Genomic DNA, 14,895 nt, shown 5'->3' with positions numbered 1-14,895 from the left:
TGCATTCACTAAAGATTAGCTTTAACCAGACGCCCTAAGCGTTTAATGTCATTCTCCAGTTTATCATTCCATTCCAATGCAAAGTTCAAACGCATACAATTGTTGTACTGGTTGTATTGCGTGAACATCCTGCCAGGCGCAAAGCTGATCTTTTGCTTAATGGCTTGATCAAATAACTCCGCGGTATCCACTTTTTTATCTAATTCGAGCCATAGCATAAAGCCCCCTTGTGGTTGTGATATCTTCGTATGCTCAGGAAAATAGGCTTCAATTGCGCCCTGATATTTGAGGCAGTTGCTATAAAGCTTACTTCTCAGCGTCCGTAAATGGAGGTCATACCTGCCATTTTCCATGAAATCAGCAATCACTTCCTGATATAAAGATGGCGTAGAAATGGTCTGAACTAGTTTTTGTCTGATGATTTTCTCCTTATACTTTCCAGGGGCTACCCATCCTACCCGATAGCCGGGGGCTAATGTTTTAGAGACAGAACCGCACCACATTACAATACCTGCTTCATCATAATATTTACAGGGTTTTGGTCTTTCCGTTCCAAAGAATAGGTTACCATACAGGTCGTCTTCAATCAATGGAATATCGTATTCCGTCAGCATCCTTACCAGCTCTTTTTTATGTTCATCTGGCATCAGACAGCCCAATGGATTGCTGAAATTGCTGATGAAACAACAGGCGTTCAATCTTGGCAACACTTTCTTAATCGCCTCCAAATCTACACCGGTAATCGGGTGTGTAGGAATTTCTATTGCCTTTAAGCCCAGCGTTTTTACAATTTGCTGGATCCCGAAATATACCGGACTTTCAATCGCCACGGTATCTCCTGGTTTGGTCACCGCCATCAGGCAGTTAAATATGGCATTCATCGCACCGGAAGTGGTCACCAGATCATCCTCTCCCAATTTACCTTCTAATACAAATGACCATTTGGCGAGCGTTCTACGCAGGTTTACGCTGCCCTGTACTGGCTCATAACCTGTTCCGCCATTATCCAACCTCCTTATGGCATTAATCATCCCCTTATTTAGCTTCGCAATTGGCAACATGCTGTTCGCCGTAACACCCAATGAAAATTGAGTTATTGTCTGATCATTCAGCGTATTGAAAACCTTACTAATCAAATCTTCCGGTTCCTTTTCCTGAGTCGTAGTTTTCATTTTAGCTACCGATGGTAAGGAAAATTTCCTCCTGCCGGCTTTACTCACAAAATACCCAGATTTGGCCCTTGGCTCAATTAGTGATTTACTCTCCAACGCTAAATAAGCTTGCTTAACCGTATTGATACTTACATTATAAAGTTTTTGTATCGTCCGGATTGATGGGAGCTTATCCCCTAACTTTAGGGTTTCACTTTCAATCTGCTCCTCCATCACTTTTGCAATTTTAACGTATAAGGTTTCCTTCTTCATTTGATCCATGCGCTGTATCCTGTAAATTTAATAAAAACAAATCTGTATCCTTGTGTTAATTTGAGCAGGTATTCAACCAGCTCAGCAAATGCTGGACTGCGTTTTTAAATGGAGTATGGTCTTGTTTGATACTTGTAAAGGTTTCCTCTAAAGTTTTCTTCGCTTGCAGTTTAAGCAAGCTTCCCATCTCATGATCTTCTTTAATGCAATGGGCAACAACAGTTAGTTCATCTGATGCATTTAGGGCTGCAGCGGCAAAACCTAATACTTCTTTATTGCAAATGGCGACACTTAAGGGAAGGCCAAAATGAGCGGTCAGCGCTTGAGTTGCTGACCGCTGGTTTTTCATTTGGTAGATGCGGATCAAGGTATTTAGATCAGCGAGGTATACTTTTCGGATTTCGATGTTGGTGTTTTTAGGATCTTGATCATTCATAGCTTAGCATTTGATGAGCAAAACTAAGGATCAAGAAGAGTTAGATACAGACACAGAAAACCGATTATTGTAGGTTACAGATCCTCCTCCTCCACTTTGTATTTCGGTGTAATTTGAATCGTAAACCTTCTATTATTTTGCTCATTAGGATCTCTGTTACCAAAATAACCACTTCCGGCAATGATCAATTCACAATTGGCTAACCTTTCCTTACTTGTGAAGTCGAAACCATGGCTTATCCAATAATTAACCAGACCTAATGATCTTCTGTAGCTATACACATACCCGGTATCTCTGATCTTTTTATAATTCCATAAATTCCGCTGTGCGAAGCCTTCTACGACCAGCAAATAACTCACGTTCTTATTGGTCTGGGTTAAGGAATCCATTAACTTATACAGATTTTGTCCTGCCTTAATGAGGTCTTTTTTTGTTGCTTTATCAATATCATTAAAGTCTACACTATTGAATTTAAAAGACACATTTACCTTGAGTTTATGGCGCTTACTATCTTTATCGTACGTAAAAGAATTTGAATCTAACTTCGCCAAAGCACTATCAATTTGTTTGATCATTTGCATTTGTTTGTAGGATGCCTGATATTCCTTATTTTTCTTACTAAACTTCACATAGCTCAATATAAATAAGACCAGCATCACCACAAACAAACTTGTCATGAGGTCTACATAACTTGGCCAGAAGAAATCACGTTTTCCATTTTCATTCATAGCTTAGTTCTTTGCGCTTATAGGAAACCAACTCCAAACACCTTTACCTTTGAAGGTTTTTTGACGCCAGGTAACCGGCCTCTGTTGCTCCTTGTATATCGTTTTTAGATCCGACAAATGCTGAATTATCGTTTCAAGTTCAGTCGTTTTCCCATCTGATTGCTCCATACTTTTCACCGCATTTTTCATCTCAAGTGTATGTTCATTAAGCGGCTTCAAATAGTTGAGATTTTGCATCAGATTCCCTTCTACATTAAAATCAAATGCCTGATCAAGATTATTTTCAATCTTATGGGATAGGACTTTTATCCGTTCCAATGCGGACTCCAAAAATGATTCTACATCTTTTGTAGAGGCAGATGCATATCCAGCAATTAAATGTTCTTTTTGCTCAATGGAAGTCAGGTGTTTCTTCACCACATTGATCACCTCAGATCCTAACATTTCCGAATTATGAATTTCCCTGCCTAGGCTATTTATGCCATCTTCAAAAGTCGTTACCCGATTTAATAGGTTACCGATTTTGTCGGCAAAACCATTTACATGTTCCAGATTGGCATTAAAGTTTTGGTGTTCTTTTATAAAAGAGATCAAGAGCGGACCAGCTTCTTTCAGCTTATCAAAGACCTTGATGTTGGCTTCAGCCATTCTATTGTAGCCAATGCTTCTAAGTTGGTTTAAGAAATCCAGTTGAACCTGGGTGTTTTTATTCACCGTTTCTATTTGGCCAGACATCCCGAGCACCGTTTCTTTTAAATGCTTGATATTGTCCCCAAAAGAAGCATCAAACAGATCCAGATTCTGGGTAAACTTAGTATTGAAATCTGAAATATTTGATTTGAACTGATCCAACACAGAATAAAGGCTGTTATCCAACTGAGGAAGTAACTCAGACTGTAGAAAATTGAAATAGTTATTTCTGTTTTTATCTCTAACAGCAATCGCTTGTTTCAAATAAATTGAATTGTTACAAGTTGTGAAGATTAAGCCAATCAGGCTCACAATCATAGCAAGGAGTACCCCTGCAATGAATGAACTAATGGTAGATGAGCTCAAATCCCCATCTCCGTTACTCAGGCCAAAAACCACACTTCCCAAACCTAGAATCACCCCAAGAAAAGTACCCATTAAGCCCAGGTACAAAGGAAGAGAAACTTCGGAGGAGATCTTATTCTCCTGTGCGGAAGTTGCCCGATCCGCAATGTTCTTAATGATGTTAAAGTCTGTTGAACCGATATTTTTCTTTAAATAATAGTTCGTTGCAGCAATAATCTCCTGAAACTGTTTCACGTTATGACCTGGAACATCAATCTGCTCATAGGCCGCAATTTCATTTCCCCAGGTGTTAATATTGTCCCCATCTAAAGCTGCAGCAGGAAACAGCGTTTTTAAATCTTGTATTTCCCGCTTCGAACCGATGAAAAAATGATACTGGACAAAAATGATTAGTGCAAGGATCAGTAATTCTATAAATAGCATAGGTTAATTATTAATAAATTCAATTCTTAATCTTTCCGTTACGACCCAGGTATCCCCGTCTTTCCTCAATTTCCCTGTGTTGGTTTGTTTGAGAAGATAGTTCGAGGTAGAAGTTGGAAAGGCATCACAGATGCATACCGGTTCTAACATGGTATCATAAGACATCCAGCCTCTTCTGTAAATTTCCTGGTCGTCGATAATCTCATACACCGCTTCATTTGGATTATTTTCTGGAATCATAAGCCTGAAAATACTGTCAATGGTAATTTCAGGATGTATTTTATCTTGGTGAAAAACGTTCTCTGAATGAGGTGCAGACATATATCTTACATGTTTTGGGATAAACTTTTCTAAAGTATCATTGGATACTTTTGCCAATTCGAAAATGATTCCGGTGAATGGATAAAAGAATAAACTGTCGGTAACATCCTCTTCAAAAGCAACTTTACCTTTTCTGATATTATAACCTTTATCAAAAAACGAATCCAACTGACTCAAGATCATATTCTTTATGGAAGAGATATTATAGTCGATGCTCAGCATTGATTTAAAAGAGAGTCTTTCATCTAAGGCCTTAATGATTTCGAATAAATCAGTGATGTTATGATTAATACTCTGTTTTATAGAATTCAAGTTATTCTCCACATCGGTATAAGTCTTGATCTTACTTCCTTCATGATGATTTAATTGCGTCCCTATATGTGTTTTAGAAACAAAATCCGAACTATGCTCTTTATAAATCCCACCGAAACAGGTCGCTTCCTTTCTGTTTTCCTTCGGCAATATGACCTGTTGATCACCTTCTGAACTACCAAAGACTTTTTCTGTAATGAATGCGGAGATTTTAGATAAAATACTGGTATCGCCTAATAAATCGATGTATTTACTCCCATTGCCACTAAAAATGATACAGGTTGGAGCGGGCTGATTATTCATTTTAATAAACTGCATCAAATGAAACACAACTGCGCAATAATGTACCAGATAAACCACCCTAAAATCAGCTGCCTTTAACAGATCAAAAACTGGCAAATCTTCCGAATTTGATATCCAAAAGTTGATGATTTCATCTGTTGATTTATGTTGTAAATCCGAAAGATGAGGACTTAGAGCCTGATTTTGTCTCATTTTGGCCTCCATGGCTTCATGCATCTTCTGATAAAAGCCATTGGCCCGGGAATCATTTGAAAATTGATCATAGCCATTGGACCATAATACATTTCCTGCAAAATTAAATGAAGTTCCAATACGTGGGATGTCATTCACAAAAAGCATCGCATCTGTTGAGCCTCCTCCTATATCTATCGATAGCACAGAACGTGGGTTATCAATTGCCGCATTTTTCTTCAAGAAATAATAAGGAGCTTCTGATTCATAAACCTTTCTTGGGGCAACCAGGGATTGTAAGCTTCCAGAAACCTCAGCATCCCATATCTCTGCATAATCTTTTATTGCGCCATAACTTAAACTCTGAGGTATAAACCAGGTCACATTAACGGTTGCTGGATCTCCATTATTCAACAGGGTCTTGTATTTGATTAATAAACACAACTCTTTGATGAAATTCTGTATTCTTCTCTTAGATCCAAGATCAGTTTTATTGGTGATATCCCATTTCAAATTCGTAATGGTTTCCTGATAATTTTTCGAGTTCTCATCAGATGGCAATTTCTGGTATGCAAAATGAATATTTAGATCATCAAACAGGTTGAAGTTTTTAATATTCTGTTGCTGAAAAATTGCTGTTCTGAAAGGCATTCTGAAAGGACTTTTCTCTTCTTTGGGCAACAATACCGGAGGCACAAATTCTTGATTAAAGAGCGCAACGACCAAAAGATCATTTGTACCCTTTTTAAAGGTCGTGGTGATGGATTCGCCAGGGCCTGCTTTTGGCACTTCGTGTAACATGACCATTTGAACATCATCAATACCAATCTCAAAATGCTTTGGCTTTGATTCCGGAATAGATTTATCAGCATAAGCGATAAAAGTATTGGTAGTCCCAAAATCAACGGAGAAATTAAAAGATTTAGAACCCAAAACCTTACGTCTCCATTTTGGAATAATCAATCCTGATAACCCATTGAATTTAAAAGCACCTGGTAAATTTAGTTTGATTACATCGAAGGTGGTATTTTTGACCTCATAATAGATCGAAGCTATGGGATCACCAGCTTCAAAACTCCTCCGATTAAACCTTTTTGAGTTAAACAAAGTTGTTTCTGAGGTAATCTGATTGACCATTCCCCCCTCTTTTTTAAAGAAATCCAGAGAGAAATCGTTGGTGTTTTTTAGATGACTATTGGTATCATATACTGCCAGTAATACTTTATAATAGTCGTTATATCTAGGATCAAGTTGCTGCTCCTGATCAATGACTTGTAGAAAAGGAAATATCCCAAGCGTAAGTTTATAACGTAGGTCTGAGCTTATATCTATAATTTTTCCTTCCAATTTAACATCAGGCCCGTCAGGAAGCCTATAAATCTTGTGCTTGGGCTTAATTAATGAAGAAGCGGTATAGGACACTTTTAGGTTTGCACCGATAATCTCATACTGAAACAATTCCCCTATTTTATTAAGATCGATATGATTTAAAAAACTTTCCTTAATAGGGAGCAGGTAATCAAAATCTCTTGAAGGCACATCATTTAAATAGGTTGGAATTTGAAAGGATTGACCATTTAGCCTGTAGCCTACTTTTACAATATGATCGTTGAATATATCTAAAGATGATTCGTCCACATTACCCTGAATATTAACGCCAAAAACACTGAGGTATCCCCCGTTATCTGATCTTACATCTGCTAATTTCAACGTATAATTAGTGCCTATTTTCTCAATACCTTCCTGTCTGAAATAGTCGTAAAACACCTTCATTTTCTCTTTAAGAATCGGGTGATCATTAAAAATTTTCAATATATATAATTGAAATTCTAATTTCCTTTTAGAGAATGGAATGGTCTTTTTAAAATATTGGGTTTCGGTATTCGGGTTAATTAAATCAAACTGTTGGTCAAGATATGGATCTCGAAAAGCTCCCTCAGTATTCCTGTCAAAACTAGGTGCAGAAAACAATAAAGAAAACGGTGAGGTTCCCCCCAATACCATATCTTTATATTTAATGATTGAGATGGTTCCATCTAAAGAAGGTAAATCCGTTCTAAGATACATGTCAATCGTTTTCTGAAAGGTTTTCTGCCCCTCTGATCCCGCCTTGAATTGGTCAAGATCGTTAACTGTCCAATTTACAATGCTAATATTATCACCCTGTGATTTATGAAAATTGAGGTTAAACACAAGCTCCAAAATATCCAGGCAATTAGAGATTAGCCCCTTATAAACGTCGGAAGCATTATTTTGGCCATCTATTGCATCTTTTACGATCAGCTTAAATGCGGTTTCAAAAATGTGCATTCTCGCAAATGGTGAAGGAACTGCATTTAATGCATTGCTTGTCTTTGCGGATTTATCCATGAAATCTCCAATGGCTCTATCGCTTAATTTGTCGACAGATCGCCAGCCAGTATTTGGATTTCCAGCATCAAAAATATTTAGTGGTTTCATAGCTATCTATTTGTTGTATTCTTCATTTAAAACTTCGATTATAGCGCCATTTAACAAGGCCAGATATTTTGAAGCCTTTGAATCTATGGGGATGTGTTTGTATTTTGAACGGAGGGTTTCCATTCTATTGATAAAATTAGAGGTATCGAACCTGCGGTTTTTCAACCCGAAAAGTGTTTTATTTTTAATCGGTGAACCGACTTTCAACAGGTGCAGGGCATCTGTGGAGGTAGACAAATTAAAAGGTTTGAACTTCCTTTCATTTTCACTAAGCTCTGAAAGCCATTTCGAGAAATAACGGACATTAAACTCTTCCAAATCTCTGACAAAGTCCGACCGATAGAACTGGTCATTGAATAATTCATTTTTATTGATCGCAGCATCCGGAAAGCTTTTTAGCAGCGGATTTAATTTTGTAAAGACCAGATAATTGGTCAATTCACTATCTATCAAATCTCTCAATTCATCACCCAGATTTTTAAAATCAATCGTATTCGCATCTTCTTTCAATGCATAGTCATAATGATTTGAATCTATCTTTGTGAAGTCCTTATTTAGGAAATCCAGTATTCCAGATGCACCAATAAGCTCTACCAAATGCGCTTTATTGTCCTGCGACTCCTCATTATTGATATAAGGTGTGGATTGTTCTGTTGGATCAGCAACATAATACAAGGCATTTACACCTGTTAAGTTTTTATCATAATAGCTGAGTGCTGATTTGGTTTTAGTAAAGAAATTATTGGAATCAATTTCCTTATGATTAGAAGCAGAGTCAGGTTCTGTTAATTTAAAATATGGCATCACTGGCAATGCGCCAATCACGATGTTTTTAACTGTTGGATTACTGCTTTCTCTAAGTGTTTTAACCAATAATGGAAAGCCTGAAGCCCCTGTTCCACCAAATATTGAACTCACAATAAAAACCCGATCCTCCGCATCTAAAATGCTCTCAAAACTCTTGTACCAGGCTGCATCTTCAAAATTATTCAGAACGACGGTGCCAATATTCGGATTTCCTTTAAAGCCTACGGATAGCGGAGTCCGCAATGTTCCTTCCGTGTATAACAAATCAATCAGGTCTCTATTCACATCACCTTTCGCCAAAGTATTATAGGCAATTAGATCCCCAAATGATGCGTCAATCCGCTCATCCTGATCAAAACTATTCGGTCCCACTTCCGGCATAATTTCATTCAATGAAATCATATTTGAATGGAAGAAAAGTCCTTTTTCATTTCCTTTACCATCTTTATAGGTGCTATTGTGGATCTTTTTATATAGCCGCATTAAATTCTTACAGTCCTTTAATTCAGGAAGATCTTTATGAGGGTCTATAATAATGGGGACAATTTCATAGCCATTGGTTTGCACCCCAGCGGCTAATAATAATGTTAAAGATTTAATGACCCTGGCGCCAGTTCCGCCAATTCCGAAAACAAATAATCTAGGCATAAAATAAGAGGTTAAAATGGGGTGGTATTCGCAACCGACGCTCTTTTAAAGGCGATTGATAATAGTATAAAAAAGATAGCACCATATAGTGCATTCGTTAAGCTCATCGCTAACGTATACTTAAATGGGTGTAGGATTGAAAAAGACTGAGTGAGGTTGGAGCCAATAAAAAGGGTGATTCCAAATATTAACACCACACTAATTAAAAGTGTGTATGCCCAATATCGTAGCTGGAACCAATAACCTGATCCCCCTTTTTTGTTTAAGACAAAGTAATATACAAATATAGCCAGCGCAGATATGCCAAGGCATACATATCCTGAATAGGTATAAATCTCTGTTAGGTAAATACTTCTCATTCTAGTCGCCATTTCAGCATTATCACTATTCATTCCTAGAAAAGAAGACCATTTTAAGTTGGCGAATGCCTGAACTAAAGTATCATAAAAGAATTTCCACATGTTATTGTTTGTTTTTAGTAATCAGAAGTTTAAAAGGATCTTTGAATAGTAATGCAGTACTGCCATATGCTTTTTCCAAGCCTTCTATCATTTTAGTAAGACCTAAAGTTTTGTTGCGCTGATGGTCTTCAATATCCAGGTTGGACGCGCTAATCCATTCTGGTCGCTTAGCTTTAAAATTAAGTTGAAGGAGTGCAAAATCATTGTAGATATGGTCAACTTCCATTTTTAAAAGATGGGTTGCTTCAATACTTTTTGCTAAGGTCTGATCTTCTGTGTTTTTTAATACCGGTAGGGCTCCGATGGATTTCAGCGCAATTTTAGCATCTGAAGGTCCAGCATAAAAATTCTCCTTTAGAAATGCTGGATCACGTTCATTTTTTGAAAGCTCACCCAGATTCAGCCCTACATTCATCATGATTTTTGAATTTTCAGCATCATTGAATTCAGCATAACAATAATATAGTTTTTTGCGCTCACAGCGGGTTGCAATCGCATTAAAGGTTTCATCAATATGTGGGAGAATGGTGTATTTTGGCTGATCATGACTGATGCCAAAGTCCACCTCATTATAATCTGATGGCATGGCGGATTTCAATTTCCCAGCAACTGATTTCACTCCTTTTTCAGATCCGATTACCCAAACATAATATGGGCTACTATTTGACACCAAAACTGATTTACTATTGTAAATTTTAGACTTCAATTGGTAAATTATGGAAGAGAACTTCTTACCAGAGAACCTTTTATAGATGTCTGAAGTAATTTGTAACAAAGAAGCCTTTGTTCCGCTGGAAGGTGAAAAAATCAGGTCAGATACAAAGATAGAAACCTGATTCTCATTGGTCTTTAAAAGAATAGAATCCAGGATCTCTGGAATATCTGTAGAGGCCGCAAAATCGAAATTTCCAACGTTTAACCGATCTCTAAAATCATTCATACTGCTGGGTTTAATGGATTTCCCCTTGGCAGGAATCTGAAAAAGTGTAAGTCCTGACTGGGCACTTCCATCCAACTGATTGACCAAAGCATAAACGTCCTTTTGGAATTCAGTTCCCTTTTTGGACATAAAACCATTCATACTTCCTGAAGTCTCCATAAAGAAATTAACCTTGTATTGTTTAGGGTCTGTAGCTACCTTTCTATCATTGACCAAACATACATCTTCGTTAAAACTTGACTCCACTCCTTCGTTTATGCTGTTGCATCCTAAAAATAAGAGGCCTAGAAAAAACAGACTTATTGATTTGCTATATGTGTTCATTCGGAAGATTAACTAGTAATTTTATCCTTAACCCTGGCGTCATCTAATCTGATCACCACCTCTGTTAAACTATGCACATGCTTATAAAGGTCATCCACACAGTCTAATTCGTATTTAGTTTCCTTTTTGTTCTCATCCAATACTGCCAGATATTTCTTGTTGTTCAGGTATAACCGACAAATGGTTTTACGGTTGTTATCATCTAATAAAATCGCGAAATAGGAAAGTGCATCTCTGTAGGTAATTCTTTTCGAGTCCACAGTTTCCCTAAGTATAGATTTTACAATGAAGAACCCTTCAATCTCTTCCTCTGTGGTGACAATGCCGGACTCTGGCTCTGCGGCGCTGAGTTCTTCAATTTTCACGGCCTCAGCCACATCTTTCTCTTTTTCCTGATTCAGGGCAAACTTCAATCGCTCATTGATGGCATCACTGATCAATTGATTGAAAGAGCGCTTAATAATTGGGGCAAATTGCTCTTTTACTCTAGCGGTGATCACCTTCGGATATACCTGCTTCGTGAAGAACGTAATAAAGCCGTCTGAGGGTTCAGCAATCTCTTGATGAAGCAAAGCCTTCAGTTCATTCAAATACTTCAGCTCACTCGCTGTATTGGTGATGTTCTCTACATCGAAATAAGACTTATGGAATTTCTTCAACTCTGCGATCTCTGCCTCTTTGATCTCCGTAAGTTTGAATTCGAAAAATGGCGTACTGTCCATTTTATTCTTTTCCACCAGGTCGGTATAGAAACGATAAACAATTCCATTGGTGAGCAGACCAAATTTGGCCGTCGTGGTATGAAAATATCGGAACAATTGCGAATTGTGCGGATCTAAATTTTCCAGGTGGTGCTTACATTCAATTAAGATGGTTGGCTCGCCGTCTTTCATGATGGCATAATCAACTTTTTCGCCTTTTTTAATGCCCAAATCGGCAATATATTCCGGGTTAACTTCAAATGGATTGAATACATCATATCCCATGATCTGGATAAATGGCATTACTAAGGCGTTCTTTGTCGCCTCCTCTGTTTGAATTTGAGGCAACATCTTCTCTACACGAGATGCCAATTGCGCTATTTGATCTTTAAAATCCATTCCGCTGTTTATTTAATAATTCGTTTTGGTTAAATTGAAATGCTGTTGTATTTTATGCTTGCTGTTTTTTCTAGTCTTCCCAGGCACACAAAGTCATTTTTTTGCTCTTTGCGCTGGACAGTGACATTTTTACAACTTTAAACTGGCAATTACTCAAACCTTTGCAAGTAGCCGAATAATGGTACTTTTTTGTTTTCTTGTTATTGCAGATGTAGACCTCTTTTGGCAAAGCAGAACTGACGGTGTTTAAAAAAATGTACCCTAAAAGTAGAAGTGTATTCATGTATTATTATTTATAAGATATATGCGATTGTCCCATGAAAACTGGAACTTTCATTGATCAAAAATAGAGAGTCAGGGAATAGTATTTTTACGGGAAACCGTATTTGAAAAATATAGTTTAAATAGCTTTAAAAGCCCTTTTTTTATCAAATCTCTTTTGTACATTTAAACCGGGATAGCGGTTAAAAACCATCAGGTATGCCATCTAACGAGGGATTCTAAAGAATTCCACAATTCCGTTTAATTATAATACACTAATGATTTGAAAAGATTTGAAGATTATAAGAAAGAAGTAATTCTGACTTATGAAAAGAAAAAAGCTGAGGGGATATTACCCCATAATTTGCAGTACCCTACTACCGCAAAACTGAAAAGTGAATGTTTAAATATTTTTCACAATCGCTATACTGAAAAGGATAGTGAAATTTTCAAAATGCTATTTAATGAAAGAAATAGTAAAGATGAATACTATAAAGCACTCGAGAACATCAATTCTGACCGTTTCAAAGCTTTATATAAATTATTGAGAGGCAATACTCAAAATCCGAGCGACAAGTACATTGAACTCTTAGCTTGGTTAATCGACTTTCAGCCAAGACCGCATAAGCCGATAACTGGCTATGAAATCGGGGAGCTGGAAAAACCTTTACCGGAAGAAAAAACAACACCTACTACAACCACAACCAGTGACAATCCACAAAATGATAATCCAATAAATACGCCAACAGGCAATGAAAACGCCCCAACAGATGACCCTTCAACTGATGATAACGATTCAGGTGATAACTCAACAATAGACCCTCCCATCGATGATCCAGAAGATGGCCCAGGATTCCCTGGCATTCCAACTAAACTCTACAAAACGATTGCAGTATGTCTTTTGGCATTTCTGACGCTATCAGGTTCTTATTTCATTTACGAAATGAAAAAACCTAAATGTATGTATTGGGATGGTGATCAATATCGATACATATCGTGTGAGGAAAGAAAAGATTATGGCACCATCATTCTTCCAGTCGACTCCTTTAAATATGCCCACTTAAAAAGAATAAAAAAACGTTCAGAAATCCGTCGAAGCGACATTGGAAAGGTTCATTATTCTAAAATAAATAATGAAGTAGAGTTTTATACGGTAAACAGTGAAAATCCGACTGATACCACTAGAAAATTATTGCCAATGTCTGCCTATATATATTATAAATATGTTTCACCTCGAAAGAAATAGTGCTACTGAAAACCAAATAGCAGCAATGGGCCAGAGGAAAATCCTGCAATAATCCATTAAAAAAAGGAGATACTTCATTGTGTGCCCCGGGAAAAGACAATATTTTAGTATTCCCTAAACCAATATAAACCACTCCAAATGAAACGATTATTTACCCTCTTGATCTTACTAGCTGTCGGTTTTCAGAGTAATGCACAAACGACCAGCATTGATCCTTGGATAAAAACTCCGGCAAATGTTTTAAATGACTTCATGGATCAGCGCTTTGGTCTGTTTATTCACTGGGGGCCAGTGGCCTTGCGGGGCACAGAAATTGGCTGGAGCAGAGGAACAAATGTCCCTACTGCCGAATATGATCAGCTATACAAGGAGTTTAATCCGGTTTTATTTAATGCAGAGGAATGGGTAAAAACAGCTAAAAATGCCGGAATGAAATACCTGACGATCACGGCTAAACACCATGATGGTTTTTGCCTATGGCCAACAAAGTTTTCGGACTATAACATCATGAATTCTCCTTACAAAAAAGACATTGTTGGAGAGCTGGCAAAAGCCTGCAAAAAGTACGGACTAAAATTTTGCGTCTATTTTACGGTCTTAGATTGGCATGATCCCAATTACCCGATCCATCTTCCTGATGGAAAAAATCCAGATCCGAAGGCCGACATGAACAAGTTTGTGTCTACGATGAAAAACCAGCTCCAGGAAATTGTAACCAAATACCATCCTTACATGCTTTGGTTCGATGGAAATTGGGAAAGCCCATGGAAAAATGAATACGGGGTAGATATTTACACTTTCCTTAAAAAACTAGACCCTAACGTAATCATTAACAATAGAATTGGCGGAGGTCAGCCCAATAGCCACCCGAAATTATCCCCTGAAATTATCGGTGATTATGCGACTCCGGAGCAGAAAATCGGGGAATTGAATATGAAAGATCCATGGGAAACCTGCATGACCATTTGTCAACAGTGGGCATGGAAACCTAATGATAAATTAAAATCTTTAAAAGAGTGTATCCAAACTTTGGCTAAAACTTCCGGAGGAAATGGAAATCTACTATTTAATGTTGGACCAATGCCTGATGGGCGAATCGAACAACGTCAGGTCAGCAGACTTAAAGAAATGGGCGAATGGTTAAACACTTATGGTGAAAGCATTTATGGCACCAAAGGAGGCCCATTTAAACCCAATGAAATTTTTGCAGCCACACGCAAAGGCAACAAATTATACATCCATGTATTTGAAAGAAAATCTACTAATTTAGTCCTTCCTGCACTACAAGGAGTTCAGGTTAACAAGGCTTATTTATTAAAAGGAAGCAACATCATGCATAATCAAGATGCCTCAGGTGTGATTACACTCCAGCTACCAGCGCAACTTCCAAATGCGGAGGACTCAGTGATTGTCCTGGAACTCAACACCAATGCCGAAAATTTGCCAGTCCAATCCTAAATCATCAAAAAACAAT

11 protein-coding genes are annotated in these 14,895 nt (G+C 37.6%); 2 read left to right on the top strand and 9 right to left on the bottom strand.

The genetic code is table 11. From position 1 onward, the window contains the following. Nucleotides 1-8: 8 nt before the first annotated feature. The 9 genes from GM920_RS01625 to GM920_RS01585 form a co-directional block, all read right to left on the bottom strand. A complete protein-coding gene (locus tag GM920_RS01625; RefSeq protein WP_182952867.1) occupies nucleotides 9-1,424 on the bottom strand; it encodes an aminotransferase-like domain-containing protein in 1,416 nt (471 codons plus the stop codon). Between the two features lie 55 nt (nucleotides 1,425-1,479). Further along, nucleotides 1,480-1,860: a hypothetical protein gene (locus tag GM920_RS01620; protein WP_182952866.1), complete on the bottom strand. Its 381-nt coding sequence runs from the start codon at nucleotides 1,858-1,860 to the stop codon at nucleotides 1,480-1,482. Between the two features lie 74 nt (nucleotides 1,861-1,934). Further along, nucleotides 1,935-2,588 carry a hypothetical protein gene (locus GM920_RS01615; RefSeq protein WP_182952865.1) on the bottom strand — a complete coding sequence of 218 codons (654 nt, stop codon included), beginning with the start codon at nucleotides 2,586-2,588 and terminating at the stop codon, nucleotides 1,935-1,937. Between the two features lie 3 nt (nucleotides 2,589-2,591). Further along, nucleotides 2,592-4,067, bottom strand: coding sequence for a hypothetical protein (locus tag GM920_RS01610; protein ID WP_182952864.1), 1,476 nt, complete (start codon nucleotides 4,065-4,067; stop codon nucleotides 2,592-2,594). A gap of 3 nt (nucleotides 4,068-4,070) precedes the next feature. Further along, on the bottom strand, nucleotides 4,071-7,634 hold the full coding sequence (locus GM920_RS01605; RefSeq protein WP_182952863.1) for a hypothetical protein: 3,564 nt from the start codon (nucleotides 7,632-7,634) through the stop codon (nucleotides 4,071-4,073). 6 nt (nucleotides 7,635-7,640) lie between these two features. Further along, nucleotides 7,641-9,089, bottom strand: coding sequence for an FtsZ/tubulin family protein (locus GM920_RS01600; protein WP_182952862.1), 1,449 nt, complete (start codon nucleotides 9,087-9,089; stop codon nucleotides 7,641-7,643). A gap of 11 nt (nucleotides 9,090-9,100) precedes the next feature. Further along, nucleotides 9,101-9,550: a hypothetical protein gene (locus tag GM920_RS01595; RefSeq protein WP_182952861.1), complete on the bottom strand. Its 450-nt coding sequence runs from the start codon at nucleotides 9,548-9,550 to the stop codon at nucleotides 9,101-9,103. A 1-nt stretch (nucleotide 9,551) separates the two neighbouring features. Next, a complete protein-coding gene (locus GM920_RS01590) occupies nucleotides 9,552-10,814 on the bottom strand; it encodes a hypothetical protein (RefSeq protein WP_182952860.1) in 1,263 nt (420 codons plus the stop codon). 8 nt (nucleotides 10,815-10,822) lie between these two features. Then, a complete protein-coding gene (locus GM920_RS01585; RefSeq protein ID WP_182952859.1) occupies nucleotides 10,823-11,914 on the bottom strand; it encodes a type I restriction endonuclease in 1,092 nt (363 codons plus the stop codon). A 544-nt stretch (nucleotides 11,915-12,458) separates the two neighbouring features. Here GM920_RS01585 and GM920_RS01580 point away from each other — a divergent pair. Further along, nucleotides 12,459-13,421, top strand: a complete 963-nt coding sequence (locus tag GM920_RS01580) for a hypothetical protein (protein WP_182952858.1) — start codon at nucleotides 12,459-12,461, stop codon at nucleotides 13,419-13,421. Nucleotides 13,422-13,559: 138 nt separating this feature from the next. After that, nucleotides 13,560-14,879: an alpha-L-fucosidase gene (locus GM920_RS01575; RefSeq protein WP_182952857.1), complete on the top strand. Its 1,320-nt coding sequence runs from the start codon at nucleotides 13,560-13,562 to the stop codon at nucleotides 14,877-14,879. Nucleotides 14,880-14,895 lie beyond the last annotated feature (16 nt).

It is taken from the genome of Pedobacter gandavensis, from assembly GCF_014172405.1.
Lineage (GTDB): Bacteria > Bacteroidota > Bacteroidia > Sphingobacteriales > Sphingobacteriaceae > Pedobacter > Pedobacter gandavensis.
The sequence above is the reverse complement of the archived record's forward strand: the minus strand, read 5'-3'. Positions and strand labels throughout refer to the sequence as shown.

What these genes read in the sequence shown, in the direction of transcription:
- GM920_RS01625 (WP_182952867.1), bottom strand. Translation starts at nt 1,424, where the DNA reads ATGAAGAAGGAAACCTTATACGTTAAAATTGCAAAAGTGATGGAGGAG.
- GM920_RS01620 (WP_182952866.1), bottom strand. Translation starts at nt 1,860, where the DNA reads ATGAATGATCAAGATCCTAAAAACACCAACATCGAAATCCGAAAAGTA.
- GM920_RS01615 (WP_182952865.1), bottom strand. Translation starts at nt 2,588, where the DNA reads ATGAATGAAAATGGAAAACGTGATTTCTTCTGGCCAAGTTATGTAGAC.
- GM920_RS01610 (WP_182952864.1), bottom strand. Translation starts at nt 4,067, where the DNA reads ATGCTATTTATAGAATTACTGATCCTTGCACTAATCATTTTTGTCCAG.
- GM920_RS01605 (WP_182952863.1), bottom strand. Translation starts at nt 7,634, where the DNA reads ATGAAACCACTAAATATTTTTGATGCTGGAAATCCAAATACTGGCTGG.
- GM920_RS01600 (WP_182952862.1), bottom strand. Translation starts at nt 9,089, where the DNA reads ATGCCTAGATTATTTGTTTTCGGAATTGGCGGAACTGGCGCCAGGGTC.
- GM920_RS01595 (WP_182952861.1), bottom strand. Translation starts at nt 9,550, where the DNA reads ATGTGGAAATTCTTTTATGATACTTTAGTTCAGGCATTCGCCAACTTA.
- GM920_RS01590 (WP_182952860.1), bottom strand. Translation starts at nt 10,814, where the DNA reads ATGAACACATATAGCAAATCAATAAGTCTGTTTTTTCTAGGCCTCTTA.
- GM920_RS01585 (WP_182952859.1), bottom strand. Translation starts at nt 11,914, where the DNA reads ATGGATTTTAAAGATCAAATAGCGCAATTGGCATCTCGTGTAGAGAAG.
- GM920_RS01575 (WP_182952857.1), top strand. Translation starts at nt 13,560, where the DNA reads ATGAAACGATTATTTACCCTCTTGATCTTACTAGCTGTCGGTTTTCAG.